The organism is Limnohabitans sp. Rim8, assembly GCF_943326455.1.
Classification (GTDB): domain Bacteria; phylum Pseudomonadota; class Gammaproteobacteria; order Burkholderiales; family Burkholderiaceae_C; genus Limnohabitans_A.
Window position 1 is genome coordinate 1 of record NZ_CALPTI020000025.1, and the last position, 18,636, is coordinate 18,636.

General features: G+C 59.8%; 21 protein-coding genes and 1 pseudogene. 6 read left to right on the top strand and 16 right to left on the bottom strand.

The genetic code is table 11. The features are described from left to right. Window positions 1–140 (bottom strand): annotated as a pseudogene (locus Q1M54_RS14015) (RNA-binding protein); the annotation flags it as partial. Window positions 141–370: 230 nt separating this feature from the next. Continuing rightward, window positions 371–1,573, bottom strand: coding sequence for an ammonium transporter (locus Q1M54_RS14020; RefSeq protein ID WP_300558393.1), 1,203 nt, complete (start codon window positions 1,571–1,573; stop codon window positions 371–373). 177 nt (window positions 1,574–1,750) lie between these two features. Here Q1M54_RS14020 and Q1M54_RS14025 point away from each other — a divergent pair, with 177 nt between their 5' ends. Then, window positions 1,751–2,317 (top strand): TMEM165/GDT1 family protein, encoded by a 567-nt coding sequence (locus Q1M54_RS14025; protein ID WP_300558394.1) that lies wholly within the window; start codon window positions 1,751–1,753, stop codon window positions 2,315–2,317. Here the strand turns inward: Q1M54_RS14025 and Q1M54_RS14030 are convergent. After that, window positions 2,297–3,127, bottom strand: coding sequence for a formate/nitrite transporter family protein (locus Q1M54_RS14030; RefSeq protein WP_300558397.1), 831 nt, complete (start codon window positions 3,125–3,127; stop codon window positions 2,297–2,299). The two genes, Q1M54_RS14025 and Q1M54_RS14030, sit on opposite strands and share 21 nt — an antisense overlap. 191 nt (window positions 3,128–3,318) lie before the next feature. On the opposite strand from Q1M54_RS14030, the gene Q1M54_RS14035 reads away from it, so the two are divergent. From Q1M54_RS14035 to Q1M54_RS14045, 3 genes are read left to right on the top strand one after another with little or no spacing between them, the layout of a single operon-like run. After that, window positions 3,319–4,473, top strand: a complete 1,155-nt coding sequence (locus Q1M54_RS14035) for a homoserine O-acetyltransferase (protein WP_300558400.1) — start codon at window positions 3,319–3,321, stop codon at window positions 4,471–4,473. Next, a complete protein-coding gene (metW, locus tag Q1M54_RS14040) occupies window positions 4,470–5,054 on the top strand; it encodes a methionine biosynthesis protein MetW (protein ID WP_300558403.1) in 585 nt (194 codons plus the stop codon). Before Q1M54_RS14035 ends, metW begins: the two co-directional genes overlap by 4 nt. 1 nt (window position 5,055) lies before the next feature. Next, window positions 5,056–6,255 carry a Bcr/CflA family efflux MFS transporter gene (locus tag Q1M54_RS14045; RefSeq protein WP_300558406.1) on the top strand — a complete coding sequence of 400 codons (1,200 nt, stop codon included), beginning with the start codon at window positions 5,056–5,058 and terminating at the stop codon, window positions 6,253–6,255. 30 nt (window positions 6,256–6,285) lie between these two features. Here the strand turns inward: Q1M54_RS14045 and Q1M54_RS14050 are convergent, their stop codons facing one another. Further along, entirely contained in the window at window positions 6,286–7,452 is a 1,167-nt protein-coding gene (locus tag Q1M54_RS14050; RefSeq protein ID WP_300558409.1) for a mandelate racemase/muconate lactonizing enzyme family protein, read from the bottom strand. A 104-nt stretch (window positions 7,453–7,556) separates the two neighbouring features. On the opposite strand from Q1M54_RS14050, the gene Q1M54_RS14055 reads away from it, so the two are divergent. After that, window positions 7,557–8,459, top strand: a complete 903-nt coding sequence (locus Q1M54_RS14055) for a LysR family transcriptional regulator (protein ID WP_300558412.1) — start codon at window positions 7,557–7,559, stop codon at window positions 8,457–8,459. 12 nt (window positions 8,460–8,471) lie between these two features. On the opposite strand, the gene Q1M54_RS14060 is transcribed toward Q1M54_RS14055, so the two are convergent. From Q1M54_RS14060 to Q1M54_RS14070, 3 genes are read right to left on the bottom strand one after another with little or no spacing between them, the layout of a single operon-like run. Next, complete coding sequence (locus Q1M54_RS14060) at window positions 8,472–9,008, bottom strand: VOC family protein (RefSeq protein ID WP_300558415.1); 537 nt, start codon at window positions 9,006–9,008, stop codon at window positions 8,472–8,474. 17 nt (window positions 9,009–9,025) lie between these two features. Then, on the bottom strand, window positions 9,026–9,268 hold the full coding sequence (locus tag Q1M54_RS14065) for a DUF2783 domain-containing protein (RefSeq protein ID WP_300558418.1): 243 nt from the start codon (window positions 9,266–9,268) through the stop codon (window positions 9,026–9,028). 26 nt (window positions 9,269–9,294) lie between these two features. Then, complete coding sequence (locus Q1M54_RS14070) at window positions 9,295–10,962, bottom strand: FAD-dependent oxidoreductase (protein WP_300558421.1); 1,668 nt, start codon at window positions 10,960–10,962, stop codon at window positions 9,295–9,297. A 188-nt stretch (window positions 10,963–11,150) separates the two neighbouring features. Here Q1M54_RS14070 and Q1M54_RS14075 point away from each other — a divergent pair, with 188 nt between their 5' ends. Next, window positions 11,151–11,924 carry a FadR/GntR family transcriptional regulator gene (locus Q1M54_RS14075; protein WP_300558424.1) on the top strand — a complete coding sequence of 258 codons (774 nt, stop codon included), beginning with the start codon at window positions 11,151–11,153 and terminating at the stop codon, window positions 11,922–11,924. A gap of 37 nt (window positions 11,925–11,961) precedes the next feature. Here the strand turns inward: Q1M54_RS14075 and Q1M54_RS14080 are convergent, their stop codons facing one another. From Q1M54_RS14080 to Q1M54_RS14120, 9 genes are all read right to left on the bottom strand, one after another. Continuing rightward, on the bottom strand, window positions 11,962–12,876 hold the full coding sequence (locus Q1M54_RS14080) for a DMT family transporter (protein WP_300558427.1): 915 nt from the start codon (window positions 12,874–12,876) through the stop codon (window positions 11,962–11,964). A gap of 33 nt (window positions 12,877–12,909) precedes the next feature. Then, a complete protein-coding gene (locus tag Q1M54_RS14085; RefSeq protein ID WP_300558430.1) occupies window positions 12,910–13,893 on the bottom strand; it encodes a 2-dehydropantoate 2-reductase in 984 nt (327 codons plus the stop codon). Then, window positions 13,890–14,678: a class II aldolase/adducin family protein gene (locus Q1M54_RS14090; RefSeq protein ID WP_300558433.1), complete on the bottom strand. Its 789-nt coding sequence runs from the start codon at window positions 14,676–14,678 to the stop codon at window positions 13,890–13,892. Before Q1M54_RS14090 ends, Q1M54_RS14085 begins: the two co-directional genes overlap by 4 nt. A gap of 62 nt (window positions 14,679–14,740) precedes the next feature. Beyond that, window positions 14,741–15,556, bottom strand: coding sequence for an HpcH/HpaI aldolase/citrate lyase family protein (locus tag Q1M54_RS14095; protein WP_300558436.1), 816 nt, complete (start codon window positions 15,554–15,556; stop codon window positions 14,741–14,743). Between the two features lie 143 nt (window positions 15,557–15,699). After that, a complete protein-coding gene (gene hpaH, locus Q1M54_RS14100; protein WP_300558439.1) occupies window positions 15,700–16,521 on the bottom strand; it encodes a 2-oxo-hept-4-ene-1,7-dioate hydratase in 822 nt (273 codons plus the stop codon). A gap of 3 nt (window positions 16,522–16,524) precedes the next feature. After that, window positions 16,525–16,956: a 5-carboxymethyl-2-hydroxymuconate isomerase gene (locus tag Q1M54_RS14105; protein WP_300558442.1), complete on the bottom strand. Its 432-nt coding sequence runs from the start codon at window positions 16,954–16,956 to the stop codon at window positions 16,525–16,527. 12 nt (window positions 16,957–16,968) lie between these two features. Continuing rightward, window positions 16,969–17,895, bottom strand: coding sequence for a 3,4-dihydroxyphenylacetate 2,3-dioxygenase (gene hpaD, locus Q1M54_RS14110; protein WP_300558445.1), 927 nt, complete (start codon window positions 17,893–17,895; stop codon window positions 16,969–16,971). Between the two features lie 27 nt (window positions 17,896–17,922). Continuing rightward, a complete protein-coding gene (locus tag Q1M54_RS14115) occupies window positions 17,923–18,318 on the bottom strand; it encodes a type II toxin-antitoxin system VapC family toxin (protein WP_300558448.1) in 396 nt (131 codons plus the stop codon). Next, window positions 18,315–18,590 (bottom strand): hypothetical protein, encoded by a 276-nt coding sequence (locus Q1M54_RS14120; RefSeq protein ID WP_300558451.1) that lies wholly within the window; start codon window positions 18,588–18,590, stop codon window positions 18,315–18,317. The genes Q1M54_RS14115 and Q1M54_RS14120 overlap by 4 nt, the downstream gene beginning before the upstream one ends. Window positions 18,591–18,636: the final 46 nt, after the last annotated feature.

Consider the following 18,636-nt stretch of genomic DNA (forward strand, 5'->3'; position numbering starts at 1 on the left):
CCGAAGCCTTTGGAGCGGCCGGTGTCACGTTCCATCATGACTTTGGCGCTGGTCACCGCACCGAATTCACCGAAGGCTTGTTCCAGATCGCTGTCACGAACCGAATAAGGCAGGTTGCCGACGTAAAGTTTGTTGCCCATGAAAGGGACTCCTCAAAACACAAAGATAAAAGCGATGGAGCTTCGACAACGCATTCGACATACCTGAAAACATCGTAAGGAAAGCGAAACTGATGGGGTCACCGCAAACAAGACCTTGCGGCAACACGCCCCAAAGTCATCGAATTATGAGAGTGAAAACAAACCAAAAGGCAAGGGGGAAACCCCCCAATACCTATTAAAAACGGGGCTTTCACTGGTTTTCTGTTGTTTTACCAACTCACCTCGCGGTCAGGGCTGGCGCTGATTTTGTGAATACTCAAATCAGCACCGTCGTATTCCTCCTCTTGGCTGAGTTTCAGGCCCATGGTGATTTTCAGAACACCATAAATCAACAAGCCGCCCAACAAGGCCCATGCCACACCCAAGAAGGTGCCGATCAGTTGGGCCGTCACATTGACCCCGCCCAAACCACCCAAGCTGGTCGCACCAAAAATACCCGCCGCAATACCGCCCCAGGCGCCGCAAATGCCGTGCAGGGGCCAAACACCCAGCACGTCGTCAATCTTCCATTTGTTTTGGGTCAAGGTGAACATGACCACAAACAGGCCTCCGGCCACAGCCCCGACCGTCAACGCACCAAATGGGTGCATCAAGTCAGAGCCAGCACACACCGCCACCAAGCCGGCCAACGGCCCGTTGTGCACAAATCCCGGGTCATTCTTACCCAAGACCAAAGCCGCCAAAGTCCCGCCCACCATGGCCATCAAGGAATTGACCGCCACCAAGCCTGACATTTTGTCCAGCGTCTGGGCACTCATCACATTGAAGCCAAACCAGCCCACGATCAAAATCCATGAGCCCAAGGCCAGAAATGGGATGCTCGATGGTGGGTGCGCCGACACCACACCGTCTTTGCGGTAGCGGTTGTAACGGGCGCCCAACAACACCACAGCCGGCAAAGCGATCCAACCACCCATGGCGTGCACCACCACCGAGCCGGCAAAGTCATGGAACTCGTCGCCCGTGACGGCCTTGATCCAGGCCTGCACGCCAAAGTGCTGGTTCCAGGCAATGCCCTCAAAGAAGGGGTACACAAAGCCTACGATCACCGCCGTGGCGATCAACTGCGGCCAAAACTTGGCCCGCTCAGCAATGCCACCCGAAATGATGGCGGGAATGGCCGCCGCGAAGGTCAGCAAAAAGAAAAACTTGACGAGGTCATAGCCGTTCTTGGCGGCCAACTGCTCAGCCCCCACAAAGAAGGTGGTGCCATAGGCCACGCTGTAACCGACCACAAAATACACCACCGTGGAGACCGAAAAGTCGACCAAGATCTTGACCAAGGCGTTGACTTGGTTCTTTTTGCGGACTGTGCCCAGCTCCAAAAAGGCAAATCCGGCGTGCATGGCCAACACCATGATGCCGCCCAACAAAATAAATAGCGCATCCGCGCCCTGTTTCAGTGCTTCCACGGTCGTCCTTTGAGAATTTTTGCCTTTTTTTGGTGCATTCGAGGATTTCAAAACCTCGGCGCACCAAATCCAAGCAAGAAGCGCACCCAAAACGAACCAAACTTTATAAAAGCCCCAGCGTGGGTCACTTAAGATCGACTTCCTGCAAAGACACAACGGGCAAAGGCCCGCTTTTCCATGGAAGCCTTCCTCGTCTCTACCGGCATCGTGGCCTTGGCCGAAATGGGCGACAAAACCCAGCTTTTGTCACTCGTGCTCGCTGCCCGTTTTCGCAAACCCTGGCCCATCGTATTGGGCATACTGGTAGCCACCTTGGCCAACCATGGTTTGGCAGGCGCCGTGGGCAGCTGGGTCACCACCGTGATGGGCCCTGATGTGTTGCGTTGGGTGCTGGGTGCATCTTTCATCGCCATGGCAGCGTGGATGCTGATTCCCGACAAGCTGGACGACGACGAGGGCGACAACGCCCCCCGCATGGGCGTGTTTTTGACCACCGTGGTTGTTTTCTTTTTGGCCGAAATGGGCGACAAAACCCAAATTGCCACCGTGATGCTGGCAGCCCAATACAACGCTTGGTTGGCTGTGGTGGCGGGCACCACGCTGGGCATGATGCTGGCCAACGCACCCGTGGTCTGGTTCGGCGATGCCATCACCAAGCGCGTGCCACTGCGAATGGTGCACATCATTTCAGCCGGCATCTTTGCTGTGCTGGGCGTCATCGCGCTATCGGGCTGGGGCGCTTAAACAACGGTGGCGTTTGTAAATGACGTGGTACACCCCTGCCACCAACACCGCACCACCCAGCACATTGCCCAAAATCACGGGCATCAAATTACCCAGCATGCCGCCCCAAGTGACGGGGGCCCCACCCGTCAGGCCACCGTGCTGCAGCAGCATGGCCAATGGCATCAGGTACATGTTGGCAATGCTGTGCTCGAACCCTGCCGCCACAAACGCCATGACCGGGAACACCACCGCCACGGCTTTGTCTACCAAGCTGCGCCCGCCCATGGCCATCCACACGGCCATGCACACCAGCACATTGCACAGCACCCCGCGCAACAAGGCAGTGAAAAACGGCAACTCTTGCTTGGCCAAAGCGATCTGCAACACCTTCTGGCCAATCGCGCCACCGTTCAAGCTGGCATGGCCACTGGCCCACACCAGCAAGGCCAGTCCTGCGGCCCCCACGAAGTTGGCCAAACACACAATGACCCAGTTGCGCAGCAACTGCGCCGTGCTGACCCGGCCGTCGGCCCAGGCCATGGCGATCAGGTTGTTGCCGGTGAACAGCTCGGCCCCGGCCACCACCACCATGAACAAGCCCAAAGAAAACACCAGTCCACCCAGCAATGCGCTGACTGCAAAACCCAAAGTGGGATCGGACTTGACCAGCACAAACAGCATGGCCCCCAAGCCAATGAAGGCCCCGGCCAGCACGCCCAGCAACGCCAGCGGCAGCGCCGCCATGCGGGCCTTGGCCTCGCCCACAGCCTCGACACGGCGGGCAATTTCAACGGGACTGTAAGCGTCCGAGCCATCAAGGTCTGACATGGGGGCTCCTGGCCGGGGTGAAATCGCTTCGTCTTATACTTGCGACATGCGCCGATTTGAACCCGATTGCGGGCGCCGGAACCGTGATGGTTTCGAAATTCAGCTAAATGGCGTGTGTTTCATCTGACAGACACCCGGCCCAGCTGACTGCGAAGCCGGGTTTTGTTTTTTTGAACACCTGAACACATTCGATGCTGATTGCCCAATCCCAAAGCATGCTGTTTGAAGCCCCTTTGCCCTTGCAAAGCGGCGCTGCCATCCGTGGCTATTCATTGAGCTACGAGACCTATGGCACGCTCAACGCTGACAAATCCAACGCGGTGCTGATTTGCCACGCGCTCAATGCCTCGCACCATGTGGCGGGCGTGTACACCGATCAACCCAAAAACCTGGGCTGGTGGGACAACATGATTGGTCCCGGCAAGTCGCTCGACACCGACCAGTTCTTTGTGATTGGCGTGAACAACCTGGGCTCCTGCTTTGGCTCGACCGGCCCGATGCATGTGAACCCCGACACCGGTCGCGTTTACGGCGCAGACTTTCCGGTGGTGACGGTGGAAGACTGGGTCAACGCCCAAGCCCGCTTGCTGGACGTTTTGGGCATTGAACAGTTGGCCGCCGTGATGGGTGGCAGCCTAGGTGGCATGCAGGCGCTGAGCTGGACACTGCAATACCCGCAGCGCGTGAAGCACGCGGTGGTGGTGGCCAGCGCCCCCAACCTGAACGCCGAGAACATCGCCTTCAACGAAGTGGCGCGCCGCGCCATCGTGACCGACCCGGATTTCAACGACGGTCACTTTTACGCGCAGGGTGTCGTGCCCAAGCGCGGCCTGCGCATCGCCCGCATGATCGGCCACATCACGTACTTGAGCGACGACGTGATGAACGAGAAATTTGGCCGCGAGCTGCGCGAAGCGGTGACGCACAACGCCACCGGCTACAAATACTCGACGCAAGACGTGGAGTTCCAAATCGAAAGCTACCTGCGCTATCAAGGCGACAAGTTCAGCGAATACTTTGACGCCAACACCTATTTGCTGATCACCCGGGCGCTCGATTACTTTGACCCGGCGCGCGCTTTTGGCGGCGATTTGTCGCAGGCTTTTGCCCGCGCCAGCTGCAAGTTCTTGCTGGTCAGCTTCAGCACCGACTGGCGCTTTTCGCCCGCCCGCAGCCGCGAAATGGTCAAGGCCCTGCTCGACAACCACCGCGACGTGAGCTACGCCGAAATCGACGCGCCGCACGGACACGATGCCTTTTTGCTGGACGATGCGCGTTACATGAACGTGGTGCGCTCTTACTTTGCCAACATGGCCAAGTCTTTGCACGAAGGTGGTGCCGCATGAGCGATGCTTTGATGATTCAAGCCATTGCACGGCTGGTGCCACAAGGCGCGCGTGTGCTCGATTTGGGCTGCGGCGATGGCGCCCTGCTGGCGCATCTACAACAACACAATGGCTGCACCGGCTACGGCGTAGAACTGGACGACACCAATGTGCACGCCTGTGTGCAGCGCGGCGTGAATGTGCTGCAACTGAACCTGGACGAAGGCCTGAGCCTGTTTGCAGACCAATCGTTTGATGTGGTGCTGCAAATCGACACGCTGCAACACTTGCGCAACGCAGAGACCATGTTGCAAGAGACGGTGCGCGTGGGCCGCGTGGGCATTGTGGCCTTTCCCAACTTTGCGCATTGGTTCAACCGCTTGAGCGTGCTGCAAGGCCGCATGCCGGTGACCAAGCGCCTACCGTACCAGTGGTACGACACACCCAACATCCGAGTGGGCACATTCGCCGACTTTGGCGACTTGGCCCATAAAAACCACCTGCAGGTGTTGGACGCCTTTGGTCTGCAGCGCGGCCAAGAGGTGCGCACATTTCCCAACCTGATGGCGGGCACGGCGGTTTACAAATTGCAGCGCAGCTGAAATGTCAGCAGCGCCAGGCAACCCAGGCCCGGGCGCCCACAGCCCTTGGCTGATCGCCAACGTGTTGGCTCAAATTTCTTTTGGTCTTTTGGCCATGACCTTGTGCCTGCCCTCCATGCAGGAATGGGGCGCCATCTTTCACACCCGTCAAGCCGATGTACAGCTGACCTTCAGCGGCTATGTGGTCGCCTATGGTGCCTTGCAGTTGGTGTACGGGCCCTTGTCGGACCGTCACGGGCGCAAGCCGATCCTGATGATCGGTCTGGTGGTGGCAGGGCTGGCATCGGTCATGGCTGCGCTGGCCACAGACATCGCCACACTCACCGCTGCCCGAGTACTGCAAGGTGCAGGCAGTGCCGCGAGCATGGTGGTCGGCCGCTCCATGGTGCAAGACCTGTTCACCGGGCCTCAGCGCACGCGGGTCATGGCCTATATCGGCATGGCGCTGGGCATGTGCCCGCCGCTGGCGACGCTGATCGGTGGACAAGTGCATGTCCGCTGGGGTTGGCAGCTCAACTTTGTGTTGCTGGCCGTGTTGGCGATGTTGCTTTTGGCTGCAGCTTGGCTGGGCTTGCCGCGCGTGCCCAAACCAGCAGCCGCCCCGGGCCATTGGCTGCGCGCCATGCTCAGTGCCTATGCCCGCCTGATGCGCGAGCCGCGCTTTTTGCTGTACGTGGCCATCCTCGCTGCCACCACCGCCACGTTTTACGCCTTTCTGGCGGGAGCACCCATCGTGCTCAAGGGTTACGGCATCGGTCCAGACGGCATTGGCTGGTTCATCATGGCCGTGCCCGTGTCCTACATCCTGGGCAACTTCATGACCTCGCGGCTCATCGCGCAGGCGGGCGAATCGCGTGTGATGGCTTGGGGCCAAGCCCTCACGGTGGCGGGTTTACTCATCCTATTGGCGCTGGGCCTGGGTGGCGTGCAAACAGCGCTCGCCGTGGCTTTGCCTTTGATTTTGCTGGGCTTGGGTCATGGTCTGATCAACCCACCAGCACTCGCGGGCACGGTGGGCGTCATGCCTGCACTGGCCGGCTCGGCGGCTGCAGTGGCTGGCCTCATGCAGCAACTGACCGGGGCCACAGGTGGTTATCTGGTGGGGCTGGTGCCCCACGAGGGTGCCGTCAATTTGGGCTGGATGATGCTGAGCTTCTCGCTGGTTGCCGTGGCCGCTCAGTGGGGGCTTCGCCAACGCTAAGGCCAAGCCCCAGACAGTTGGCCCCTCAGTTCAACACGCCAAGGCCTGCATTTCGCGGTACAGGTCCGCTTTGCCTTCAAAGCCAATGCCCGGCAAATCGGGCAAGGTGACAAAGCTGTTCTCCACCTTGACGCCGTCAGGGAAACCGCCAAAAGGCTGGAACAGATCAGGGTAAGACTCGTTGCCCCCCAGCCCCAAGCCAGCCGCAATGTTCAAGGACATCTGGTGGCCGCCATGCGGCACGCAGCGGCTGGCCGACCAGCCATGTTCCTTGAGCATGTCCAGCGTGCGCAGGTATTCGACCAAGCCATAACTCAAGGCGCAGTCAAATTGCAGATAGTCGCGGTCTGGCCGCATGCCGCCATAACGGATCAGGTTGCGGGCATCCTGCATAGAGAACAAGTTCTCGCCAGTGGCCATGGGATTCTTGTAGTAATTGCGCAGGGTGGCTTGCAACTCGAAGTCCAGCGGATCCCCCGCCTCTTCGTACCAGAACAGGTCGTACTGCGACAGGGCTTTGGCGTACTGGATCGCGGTGTCCAGATCAAAGCGGCCATTGGCATCGACGCACAATTTTTGGCCATCCTGCAGCACATCCATGACGGCGTCGATGCGGCGCAGGTCTTCGTCCAGCGAGGCACCACCGATTTTCTTTTTCACCACGGTGTAGCCACGGTCCAGGTAGCTGCGCATTTCATCTTGCAGCTTGCGATGGTCTTGGCCAGGATGGTAGTAACCGCCTGCGGCATACACAAAAATCTTGCGCTTGGGCTGGCCATCGCCGTATCGGTCAGCCAGCAGCTGGAACAGTGGCTTGCCTTCGATCTTGGCCACCGCATCCCAGATGGCCATGTCGATGGTGCCAATCGCCACCGAACGCTCACCATGGCCCCCAGGCTTTTCATTGGTGAACATGGTTTGCCAGATTTTGTGAGGGCACAGGTTGTGGCCTGTTTCGTCCACCAAAGAGGCGGGGGCGGCTTCCAGGATGCGCGGAATGAAGCGCTCACGCATCAGCGTGCCTTGGCCATAGCGACCATTGGAGTTGAAGCCGTAGCCAATCACCGGCTTACCATCACGGATCACGTCGGTCACCACCGCCACCAGGCTGAGGTTCATTTTGCTAAAGTCGATGTAAGCGTTCCTGATCGAGGAACTGATGGGAAGGGTTTTTTCGCGGATTTCAACAATTTTCATGCCATCACTCGTGTGGGGGTTGGAGATGGGGGTGATGTTGCCGCGAGGGAGTCAGGAAAGCCAATGCTCGTTTTGGCTAGCGCCATGCACTGGACGAACCACACATGAACTTCATTTGGCTGGAAGATTTTTTGGCCCTGGCTCAAACCGGCCATTTTTCGCGTGCTGCGGAGGACCGGTGCAGCTCTCAACCGGCCTTCAGCCGAAGGATTCGTTCGCTTGAAGAATGGGTCGGCACCGACTTGGTAGACCGAAGCTCCCAACCCGCCCGTTTGACAGCCGCTGGCGAATGGTTCAAGGGTGTGGCAGAAAACTTGGTGGACCAAATTGCCCGACTACCGGACGAGGCCAAGCAGGTGGCAGAAACACAGGCTGTCACACTCCGGATGGCGAGTACCCACGGACTTTCCTTTGTTTTTTTGCCCCGCTGGTTGCGCCAAATCGAATCATCGTTTGCCATGGAGCGGGTGGAGTTGTTGTCAGATGTGTTGTCGCGCTGCGAAGTCCTGATGCAACAAGGCAAAGTGCACTTTGTGCTGACCCATGCGCATCCTCTCGCCCCCAGCCCACTGGATGCCGAGCATTACAGTGCCTTGAAGATTGGATCGGATGAATTGATCGTCGTATCCCGGCCCAACGACCGGGGGCGGCCTCTGCACGTTCTGGGGGCTGAGAAAAAAACACCCACATCGGTACTGGGCTACACCGATGCATCGGGACTGGGCCGAATTTTTGATGCTGTCTTGGGCAAGCGACTCAAAGCGGTGCCGACCCAAGTGGTTTTCAAGGCCCATTTGGCTTCGGTTCTGCGCACCATGGCGCTCGATGGCCGAGGCCTGGCGTGGCTTCCCCGGACCCTGGTCGAGGAAGACCTGGGCGCGAACAGGCTGGTCAGCGCCAGCCAAGGCGAATGGAACGTGCCGCTTGACATTCGCCTTTACCGCGAAAAAAACATGACCGGACAAGCGCCCTTGGCCCTGTGGAGCGCCGCGGCAGGAGAACACTGAACGCGCAGGGCTTCAGCTTTGCACCTCAGGCGCGTGCATCCAGGCCGCATGCTTGGGCGCGCGTTTGGTTTGGGCCCATTCGTTCAGCATGTCCCACTTGCATGCGTCGAGCTTGGCGTACATCTCGGGCGTGCCCACGTCGGCGGCCAATTCCAAGCGGTGGCCGTTGGGGTCAAAAAAGTAGATGCTTTTGAAGATGGTGTGGTTGGTGGGGCCAAGCACGTCGACACCATTGGCCTGCAGGCGGGCCTTGGCGTCTTCCAGAGCTTGCAGGCTGTCGACCTTGAAGGCGATGTGCTGCACCCATTCAGGGGTGTTGGTGTCGCGGCCCATCTCGGGCGAATTGGGCAGCTCAAAAAACGCCAGCACGTTGCCGCCGCCTGCATCTAAAAATACATGCATGTAGGGATCGGGGGCCTTGGTGGAGGGCACCAAGTCTTCGGCGATGGCCAAGACAAAGTCCATGTTCAGGTTTTTCACATACCAATCGACAGTGGCTTTGGCGTCTTTGCAGCGGTAAGCGGCGTGGTGAATGCGGTCGATTTTCATCAGGTTCTCCAAAAGGCTCAGTCGGTTTGGCGGGCAGCTTGCAAGGCCTCGCGCAACACGCGCAAGTCACCAATGTGGTTGGCCAGCAGCAGGATCAAACGGGCGTTGAACGCCTCGCTTTGTTCGTCGCTCAGGCCGTTGTGGGCATCGATCAGGTGCTCATAAAACTCATCGCCGGGCGAGAAGTCACGGAAAAAACGGCGCCCAGCTTCATGGAAATTGGGCGCGGTGTTCAGGGCGGTGGCTGTATCGGTAGGCATATCGTTTCTTTTCTCAGCAATTGCGCTCAAGCCTGTGCACCCGCTTGCCCCAAAGCACGGGACATGGCCGCTTGCAACCGGGTGCTGTCTAGGCTGCGCCAACGGGCCAGCACATGCTGATCGGGGCGCAGCAAATAGGTCGTGCCGGGCTTGGTGTCGTAGCGCTTGGCCATCCAGTCTTGCGCATCCACCAGTACCTTCAAGCCGGGCACTTGCAAGGCCTGGCGGGACACGATCAGGCTGTCCACCGGCACCGCGTTGTGCTTCAGGCCTTGCAGTGCGCCCAGCGTCTGGGCATCGGGCGCAGCATCGACAAAGTGCAAGACCGCAAAGCCGCGCCCCACCTGGTCGAGCAACCAAGCGTCTTGGCCATCCACTTGCACAGGCGCGTCGTCCATCGGTGCGCCGGGCACCATATTGCCCTCAAACGCATCGGTATCGGGCGTGTTGAGCACCGAGCCGGTCAGGAAAGAGGGCACCGACAGGCGGCCTGAGTTGACCAGCTTGCGCGCAAAGGGGTGGTGCTTGGCCAGCGCCAACACTTGGTTGCGGAATGTTTTGCTCGTGCGGCTCTTGGGCGTGATGAAGTCGGTCGAGCGCGTCGAGTTCATGATGTTCTCGTCGGCGGCAAATTGGCGGTCCACCGCGTAAGTGTCGAGCAACTTCTCGCTGGCTTGGCCCTTGATCACCAAGCCGAGTTTCCACATCAGATCGTCCGCGTCCTGAAAGCCCGAGTTGGCCCCGCGCGCGCCAAAGGGCGAGACCTGGTGCGCCGCGTCGCCTGCGAACAGCACGCGGCCATGGCGAAAGTCGGTCATGCGGCGGCACTGGAAGGTGTAGATGCTGACCCATTCCAGCTCAAATGGCCGCTCGTCGCCCAACATGGCCTTCAGGCGCGGGATGACTTTTTCGGGCTTCTTTTCTTCTTCGGGATCAGCGTCCCAGCCCAGCTGAAAGTCGATGCGCCAGACGTTGTTGCTTTGCTTGTGCAGCAGCACGCTTTGGTTGGGGTGAAAGGGCGGGTCAAACCAGAACCAGCGCTCGGCGGGGTAGTCGGCCTTCATGATCACATCGGCAATCAAGAAGCGGTCCTGGAACACACGGCCTTCGATGTCCAGGCCCAGATAGCGGCGAATGGGGCTGCGTGCGCCGTCAGCCACCACCAGCCAGTCGGCCTCGATGTCAAAGGCGCCTTCGGGCGTTTCCACGGTGAGTATGGCGTGGTCATCGTGACGCATCACAGCGGTCACTTTGTGCTGCCAGCGGATGTCGGCGCCCAATTCGAGGGCCCGTGCAATCAGCATTTCCTCGACGTGGTACTGCTGCAGATTGATCATGCCGGGGCGCTTGTGGCCCGCATCGGGCACCAGGTTGAACTGGTACACCTCATCCTCTTCCAAAAAAGTGCGGCCGATGTTCCAGCTCACGCCCAAGCCGCAAGCTTCATTGGCAATGCCCAGGCGGTCCAAGATTTCGAGGGAGCGCTTGGCATAACAAACCGCCCGCGAGCCGACAGAGACGGTCTTGTCGTCGTCCAGCACCAGAACATCAAGGCCTTGTAAACGGGCATCGATGGCAGCAGCCAGTCCCACGGGCCCTGCGCCAATGACGATCAGCGGCTTGCGTTGCGGCGGTGTGGTCATCCACTCGGTGGAGGATGTGTACGGATAAATCGGGTTGACGTAAGCACCCATGTGACGAGCTCCAGAACAGTCAAAAAGCACCCTGCGGCGCCCAAACCGTAATTTACCATTGTTAAATCGGTTTACCTAAACGTAATTTAGGGCAAGTATGGGTCGTGGAAATGCCCCATTGCGCTGGAGGTTCATAGCCTCCCGGTGAAGCCCTGTATGCTGGAGCTTGTTTTTTGTATGACAAGTCGATGAGCCAACATTTCACACCCGTCTCCAGCGGCGCACGTCTTTCGGACCAAGTAGCGGCGCAATTGATGGCCGAGATCGAACAGGGCAGATTGGCGCCGGGCGCCAAATTGCCCACAGAAGCCAATTTGGCCGAACAGTTTCGGGTCAGCCGAACCGTCGTGCGAGAGGCGGTTTCTCGCCTCAAGTCGCTGGGCTTGGTGGATTCGCGGCAAGGCAGCGGGGTTTTTGTCAAACCTGCATTGCCCATTCCCGCGTTGCACTTCGAAGCCCGGCATGCGGTCTCGCAAGAAGCAGTGATTCAAATGGTGGAAGTGCGGCGAGCACTGGAAGCTGAAGTGGCGGCCCTTGCTGCGCAACGCCGCAATCCCAAAGACATTCTGGACATTGAGCAAGCGGTACAGGCCCTGAACGATGCTGTCTTGGCGGGTGGCAACGGGGTGGCCGAAGATGTGAACTTTCACCGGGCCATTGCGCAGGCCACCCGCAACCCCTTTTTGATCCAGACACTGCAGTACCTGAGTCAATTTTTGCATGGTGCCACCCAAGTGACCCGGGCCAACGAGGCACGCAGGCTGGACTTTGCGGCCGAGGTACGCGCCGAGCACCAAGCCATTTTGTCGGCCATCGTGGCCGGCCATGCCGAGCAAGCCCGCCAAGCTGCTGCGGCCCACATGGGCAATGCGATGGGCCGCATCCGCCAGGCCGATCCTGCATTTTGGGAGCAAGAAGGCGAACGGTTGGCGCAGCCATTGGTCAAGGGCCTGAAAGGCTGAGACCCGACCAAGGCAGCGGAAACGGAAACGGCAGCATTCAAGTCTTGGGCTTGCGCAAACCCAGCCACATCACCGTGGACACCACCACCGCTGCACCCACCAGTTGCATGGCGGCAATCGACTGGCCCAACAGCGCCCAAGCCAACACCAAGGCGAATATGGGCTCAACATTCATGATGGCCGAATTGCCGACCACGCCCAGCTTGGGCAACACAGTGAACATGACGGTGAATGCCGTGCCGTACAACAAGGTCAGCAGGGCCAGGCCCCACCAGCCCGGCTCCGCCTGGGGCCACTGAAAGCCGCCTTGCGTGCTGGCCACCAAGGCGGCCAAAACCCCCACCGTGGTCAACGAGGTGAAGGTGCGCAAGCGCCCGTCAACGCCCACGGTTTCGTGTTGCGTCAACACCAGCGCCAGACCAAAAGCCACCGAGGCGATCAAAGCGAAAACCACCCCCGCGCCAATTTCGCCCCAATGCCGCGCCGCGCCCAAGCCAGATGCAGCGCCCAACACATCCAGTGCCAAAGCCAATCCAAGCATCATCACGGGCATGGCCCACAGCAGGGCGCGCTCGGGCTGGTGACCATACAAAATCCGAGCCCACAAGGCTGTGGTCAAAGGGTAGGTATTGAACGCCAACAAAGCCAAGGCCACCGGCAAACGCGCCACTGCCGAATACAGACAGACGCTTTGCAACGCGATCAGGACCCCCACTGCTGCCAAATACTTGCGCTGCTGCGGCAGCACGCTGAAGGCTACTTTTTGGTGCCAAAGGATCAATGCCACCACACCAGCAGTGACGACACTGCGCACCGTGACCGCTGTCACCACGTCCAAGCCATGGTTGAAAGCGGTTCGGGCCGCCACATGGTTGGCGCCCATCATGAAGGCGGTCAATAACAAAATGACAAAAGCCGCGCCTGTCAAACCGGTGGTGGTGGTTTTGCTCATGGGGTCAATGTCAAAGCGTGAAAGCCACAGCCGTCATGACTTGGGGTAGAGCCCCAGGCCAGAGGCATGGAGGCGGCTCAAGCCCAGCAATGCGTCGGTGAAGGGCGTGGCCACCTTCGTTAACTGGCCCAACTCGCGCACAGCGGCCACCAGCGCATCCAACTCGACCGGTTTGCCTGCATCGACGTCTTGCAACATCGAGGTGCGAAAGGCCCCCAGCTTTCGGGTGACGGCGTGGCGGTCTTCAGGGGTTTGCGCGATCGGTATGCCGATGCGCTCACCAATGACCTTGGCTTCGAGCATGATGCTGGAGACAAAGCCACGCACCTGCGGGTCGTCCAGTATCACGTCGGTCGTGGCCCCGGTAAACGCGCTGATGGGGTTGATGGTCATGTTGCCCCACAGCTTGTACCAAACGTCTTTCTGAATTTGAGGCGAGACCGTGGCGTTGAAGCCCGCTTGCACCAGAAGGGCTACCAAAGTTGTCACCCGCGGCGTATCGACGCCACTGGGCTCACCCAAAATCAAACCATTGCCAAAGTGGTGGCGTACCACACCCGGCACATCGACCGAGCAGCTGGCGTGCACCACGCCACCCACAATGTGTGCCGCCGGGATGTGCTGCGCGATCACGCCGCCCGGGTCCACCGAGTCCAGATGGGTACCCGCCAAAGTACCCCCAAAGCCCTGCAAAAACCACCACGGCACGCCGTTCATGGCCGTCAGCACCACGGTGTCTGGGCCCAACAACGGACCGATGCGGCGAGCCACATCGGCCATGGCAGGGGCCTTCACGGCCACGATCACCAGATCCTGCACGCCCAAATCGGCGGGGTTTTCTCGGGCCACCAAAGAGCTGCGAATCTCTTGGTCGCCTTGCAGCACCACCAGGCCGTTTTGTTGCAAGGCTTCCAAGGTGGCGCCGCGTGCCACCGCGCTCAGACTGCAGCCTTGCTGCGCCAAACGCGCACCGATCCAACCGCCAATGGCGCCAGCGCCGTAAATACAAACCTTCATCTGCGCCACCCTGTGTCTTGTCTGTCAACTTGGCGCACCAGCGCCTGGAAAACGTCTTCACCTGCGCCGTGGTTCGGGTTGAACTGCAAGGCATCACGGGTACATTGGTCAGCAATCGCTTCAGGCACCACAATCGGCTGGCCCATGCTCAGCGTGGCCATCTGGATTTCGCAGGCGCGCTGCAATGTCCAGAGCACGGCGAAGGTCTGTGCCAAGGTGTGGCCCCATGCAAGCAGTCCGTGGTTGCGCAAGATCACGGCTTGTTTTTCGCCAATGCTGCGCAGCAAGCGCGGTGCTTCGTTGGCATGGATCGTGATGCCTTCAAAGTCGTGGTAAGCCACCATGTTGTGCAGCTGGGCAGTGTAAAAATTGGTCTGCTGCAAGCCGCCTTGCAAACAGGCTACCGCCACCCCCGCCGTGGTGTGGGTGTGCATCACGCAGTGCGCCCCCGCAAGCCCTTCGTGCACCGCAGCATGCACCGTGAAGCCAGCCGGATTCACCGGATAGGGGGACCCGTCGAGTACGCGCCCTTGAACATCTATCTTGACCAAATTGCTGGCCGTCACTTCGCTGTAATGCAGACCGAATGGGTTGATCAAGAACTGCTTGTCACCCCCCGTCACGCTGTCGGGCAGGCGAAGCGTGATGTGGTTGTAAATCATCTCGGTCCAACCGAGCTGCGCGAACACCCGGTAGCAAGCGGCCAACTGCAAACGGGCCTGCCATTCATCAGGGTGCACCTGCGCTTGCAGCGAAGGCACCAAGGGTTGGGGGGTGGGGAACATGTGGTGTCTCCTTGTGTGTTGTGCCGTTGATGGGGGTCAGGCTAATTGGGGTCAGATCCCAATTAATAGGTTGCACCTTTGTGAGGGGCGATGGCAGTCACCTCGGCTTTGAAGTGCGCGGCCAGATCGGTGGTGTGACGCATCAGGATTTGCGTGTCCAGCCCCACAGCGACGAAGACCGCGCCGAGCTTGAGGTAATGCGCTGCCAGTTGGCGGTCGGGCGACAGGATGCCAGGGGCCTTGCCAGCCTTCAGGATGCGGGCGATGGCGTCCTCAATGGCCGCTTGCACTTCGGGGTGCGCGGCATTGCCCACATGGCCCATGCTGGCCGACAGATCAGCCGGGCCGATGAACACGCCGTCCACACCGGGTGTGGCAGCAATCGCATCCAGGTTCTTCAGCGCTTGCCGTGACTCGACCTGAACGAGCAGGCAGACTTCTTGGTTAGCGCGCTTGAAGTAATCCGGGTAGTGGCCCCAGCGCGAGGCCCGTGCGCCCGCCATGCCTCGCACTCCGCCCTGCCCATCGTCTTGGGGGTAATGCATGGCCTGAACCAGTTGTGCGGCCTGCTCGGGTGTATCGACCATGGGCACCAGGATGTTTTGCGCCCCGAGGTCGAGGTACTGCTTGATGAGCGCCGTATCTCCGACTGGCACCCTGCACACCGGGTGGCTGCTGGGGTAAGCGGCCAGGGTCTGAAGTTGCGCCTGGATGCTGCGTAAGTCGTTGGGCGCGTGTTCGCCGTCGATCACCAGCCAGTCAAACCCGGCCAGGGCACAGATTTCGGCGGTGTAGGCACTGGCCAGCCCCATCCACAGGCCAATTTGGGGGCGCTTGTTTTGCAGGGCTTGTTTGAAAAGGTTCACAGGGGTGTTCATGGAGTTTCCTAAGGTAAAGCCTTCGACCGGGATGCTGAGCGTATCCGGCTGGCCTGGCCGGGCTCAGAGGCGCTTCGCTCTGCCACATCGCCCAACCAGGCCAGCCGGACCCGCTCAGCGTGGACATTCAAAACGCCCTGGTGTTAAGTGAATCTGAATTCCAGTTTGCCCAACGGCCCGTAATCCGCTTCAAATACATCGCCCACTTTAGCCACAGCAGGTTTGGTGAACGAGCCCGCCAACACGATCTCGCCCGCCTCCAGGTGTTCGCCCCAAGGCGCCAGCTTGTTGGCCAACCAGGCAATGCCCACGGCCGGATGCCCTTGCACGCCCGCTGCCAGACCGGTTTCTTCGACCACGCCGTTTTGTCTCAGCACTGCGCCGCACCAAGGCAAATCGGTGGTCAGCGGATCAACCCGCTTGGCCCCGAGCACGATACCCGCATTCGCGGCGTTGTCGCTGATGGTGTCGTAGACCTTGCGCATGACTTTGGTGTGGCGGTCAAACTGCTCGATGCGCGAGTCGATGATCTCAATCGCCGGCGTCACATACTCAGTCGCCTCCAAGACTTGCTGCACCGTCACGTTGGGGCCGCGCAGTTCTTTCTTGAGGATGAAGGCCAACTCGACCTCGACACGGGGCGCGATGAAATCGGTAAACGGAATGTCCAGTACCTGCCCGGGCGTGCAGTCATAGCGCATGTCGTCGAGCAGCGTGCCGTAATCCGGCTCATCGATTTGGCTGGAAACCTGCATGGCACGACTCGTCAGCCCAATTTTGTGGCCGATCATTTGTCGCCCTTCGGCGAACTTGAGCTGCATCCAGGCGCGGTTGATGCGGTAGCCGTCTTCGATGCTCATGCCCGGGAATCGCTTAGAAAAGTGTTCGATCTGCACGCGTGATTTTTCGGACTGGTTCAACTCTTGGGCAAGCTGATGGATGCGGTCTTCGGTGAATACAGACATGGTTCAAACCTTATTGAACAAGGGATGCAGGTTGCTGTGCTTGGCATCAAACACTTCGGGGCCTTCGTCGATCTGCAGCGTGATGCCGATGTGGCGCTGCGCCATGACAGGGGCAAAAAAAGTCTTGACCACATCCAACAGGGTCTGGCCGGCGCGTTGCTGCGTGGCCTCGCTGCGGCCACGGCCCATGCGCACATTCAGATAGACAAAGGCGTAGTCGCCCGTGCCTCCGGCCTCTCGCCCTGCTGCGCCCCCATCGGCCACCGCGTAATGCGGTGCAGGGTAGGCCAACACACGGGTGCCGCCTGAGGGAAAGACTTGCTTGGCTTCTTCGTCCTTGACTGTCAGCATGGCATCGGCCAGTTGGCGGCACAGCACGGTCATGCTGACCTCGTGGTCAAGTTGGCCGGTGTAGAGGATGACGAGATGGGGCATGTGTAAATTTCCTCAAAGCCTGGTGCTGACAGCGGTGTAGCCTGCGGCGCTGCTGGCCACGGCGGCGGGAATGTGTTCGCCCTTTTGCGGCGTCACTTCAAAAATGGCATTGAGCTGGCCCGTGCCGCTGGCGCCAAAGTAGGGTGTGACCATCTCCACGCCGCCGTCATAACCCGACCAACCCAAAGCGCCCATCAGCATGGCGGTGTCGTGCATGAAGCCTTCGCCGTGGCCTTTGCTGGCGTACTCGGGCAGCATCTCGCAAAAGGCTTGCCATTCGCGGTTGGCCCACATCTGCAAGACTTGCTTGTCGAGCTGCTCCAGAAACGGGCTCCAGATCTTGTGGGCAAACTCTGGCGCAAGGCCGTTTTGCGCAAAGCGGTGCGAGAGCGAGCCGCTTGCCAAAAAAGCCACCTTGCCGTCGTAGTGTTTCTCCACCGCCTCGCGCAGGGCCCACCCCAGGCGGGCGCTGTCGGCCAAATAGTGCGAGGTGCACAGCGCCGAGACCGAGACCACCTTGAAGTGCTGGTCTTCGTTCATGTAGCGCAGCGGCACCAGCGTGCCATATTCGGGCTGCAAGGTGGTGGCGTCGTGGGCCAGGGTTTCCACGCCAAACTCATTGGCCACTTGCGCCAACAAATGCCCCAACGCAGGGTTGCCGGGTGACTCAAAGGGCAGGTTGCTGATGAAGTGCGGCAGCTCGTTGCTGGTGTAGACGCCTTTGTAATGCGGCGCGCAGTTGATGTGGTAGCTGGCATTGACCAACCAGTGCGTGTCAAACACGACCAGCGTGTCCACCCCCACGGCGCGGCAGCGGCGGCTGATCTCCTGGTGGCCATCGATGGCGCTTTGGCGCGTGCCAAAGCGCGGCCCGGGAATCTCACTCAAGTACATGCTGGGCACGTGGGTGATTTTGGCGGCGAGTGCGAGTTGGCCCATAGGGTGTCCTGTTGATGCTGATGAAGGTCAGGGGCAGATCAGGTCAATGCCCGGAAAGTAGCTGCGGTAGCGCCCCGCATCGCGGGTAAGCAACTGAAAGCCCTCGGCTTGCGCGTGCGCGCCAATGAAGAAGTCGGGCAAGACGCCAGTTTTGGTGCCGCCTTGTCGGCGGTAGTGACGAAAAGCCTGCCCGGCCAGCCTTGCTGCAGGCTGCGACAGCTCTGCCAGGCGGATGCCCAGTGTGTCCAGAAAAGCATCCAGATGCGCAGGCTCTCCCGGGTGCCCAGCCAGCTCGGCATACACCACCATGTTGGTGCCCAGTTCTCCGGCTGTTGCGCTGCGCAGTTGCTGCAACGACCAAGGCATCCAGATCGGGTCGGCCTTGTAGATGTCGAGCAGGACGTTGGTGTCGACCAGGATCATGGATTGTTCCAGTCCTCGCCGCGGGTGATGGCCATCCATTCGTCCGTGCTGGGGCCATCCTTGACGATGCCAATGAATTGCCGAATCGGATCGTCTGGCGCGAGGAACGACAAATCAGGCTCAGGCACTGCGTTTTGGCCGGAGGCCGTTTTGGCCGCCACCAAATACTCGGCAAGGGCTTCTTGCACGACGTGCGATTTGCTCAGCTTGCGTGCGGCGCAATACTGGGCTAATTCTCGTTCAACAGTTTCGGGCAGGCGGACAGACAACATGGGACACTCCTTGTCATACAAACTCAAAATGAATGTATGACATCAA

Excerpts from the sequence above, each read along its gene's own strand:
- Q1M54_RS14025 (WP_300558394.1), top strand. The coding sequence starts at position 1,751 with ATGGAAGCCTTCCTCGTCTCTACCGGCATCGTGGCCTTGGCCGAAATG.
- Q1M54_RS14030 (WP_300558397.1), bottom strand. The coding sequence starts at position 3,127 with ATGTCAGACCTTGATGGCTCGGACGCTTACAGTCCCGTTGAAATTGCC.
- Q1M54_RS14035 (WP_300558400.1), top strand. The coding sequence starts at position 3,319 with ATGCTGATTGCCCAATCCCAAAGCATGCTGTTTGAAGCCCCTTTGCCC.
- metW (WP_300558403.1), top strand. The coding sequence starts at position 4,470 with ATGAGCGATGCTTTGATGATTCAAGCCATTGCACGGCTGGTGCCACAA.
- Q1M54_RS14045 (WP_300558406.1), top strand. The coding sequence starts at position 5,056 with ATGTCAGCAGCGCCAGGCAACCCAGGCCCGGGCGCCCACAGCCCTTGG.
- Q1M54_RS14050 (WP_300558409.1), bottom strand. The coding sequence starts at position 7,452 with ATGAAAATTGTTGAAATCCGCGAAAAAACCCTTCCCATCAGTTCCTCG.
- Q1M54_RS14055 (WP_300558412.1), top strand. The coding sequence starts at position 7,557 with ATGAACTTCATTTGGCTGGAAGATTTTTTGGCCCTGGCTCAAACCGGC.
- Q1M54_RS14060 (WP_300558415.1), bottom strand. The coding sequence starts at position 9,008 with ATGAAAATCGACCGCATTCACCACGCCGCTTACCGCTGCAAAGACGCC.
- Q1M54_RS14065 (WP_300558418.1), bottom strand. The coding sequence starts at position 9,268 with ATGCCTACCGATACAGCCACCGCCCTGAACACCGCGCCCAATTTCCAT.
- Q1M54_RS14070 (WP_300558421.1), bottom strand. The coding sequence starts at position 10,962 with ATGGGTGCTTACGTCAACCCGATTTATCCGTACACATCCTCCACCGAG.
- Q1M54_RS14075 (WP_300558424.1), top strand. The coding sequence starts at position 11,151 with ATGAGCCAACATTTCACACCCGTCTCCAGCGGCGCACGTCTTTCGGAC.
- Q1M54_RS14080 (WP_300558427.1), bottom strand. The coding sequence starts at position 12,876 with ATGAGCAAAACCACCACCACCGGTTTGACAGGCGCGGCTTTTGTCATT.
- Q1M54_RS14085 (WP_300558430.1), bottom strand. The coding sequence starts at position 13,893 with ATGAAGGTTTGTATTTACGGCGCTGGCGCCATTGGCGGTTGGATCGGT.
- Q1M54_RS14090 (WP_300558433.1), bottom strand. The coding sequence starts at position 14,678 with ATGTTCCCCACCCCCCAACCCTTGGTGCCTTCGCTGCAAGCGCAGGTG.
- Q1M54_RS14095 (WP_300558436.1), bottom strand. The coding sequence starts at position 15,556 with ATGAACACCCCTGTGAACCTTTTCAAACAAGCCCTGCAAAACAAGCGC.
- hpaH (WP_300558439.1), bottom strand. The coding sequence starts at position 16,521 with ATGTCTGTATTCACCGAAGACCGCATCCATCAGCTTGCCCAAGAGTTG.
- Q1M54_RS14105 (WP_300558442.1), bottom strand. The coding sequence starts at position 16,956 with ATGCCCCATCTCGTCATCCTCTACACCGGCCAACTTGACCACGAGGTC.
- hpaD (WP_300558445.1), bottom strand. The coding sequence starts at position 17,895 with ATGGGCCAACTCGCACTCGCCGCCAAAATCACCCACGTGCCCAGCATG.
- Q1M54_RS14115 (WP_300558448.1), bottom strand. The coding sequence starts at position 18,318 with ATGATCCTGGTCGACACCAACGTCCTGCTCGACATCTACAAGGCCGAC.
- Q1M54_RS14120 (WP_300558451.1), bottom strand. The coding sequence starts at position 18,590 with ATGTTGTCTGTCCGCCTGCCCGAAACTGTTGAACGAGAATTAGCCCAG.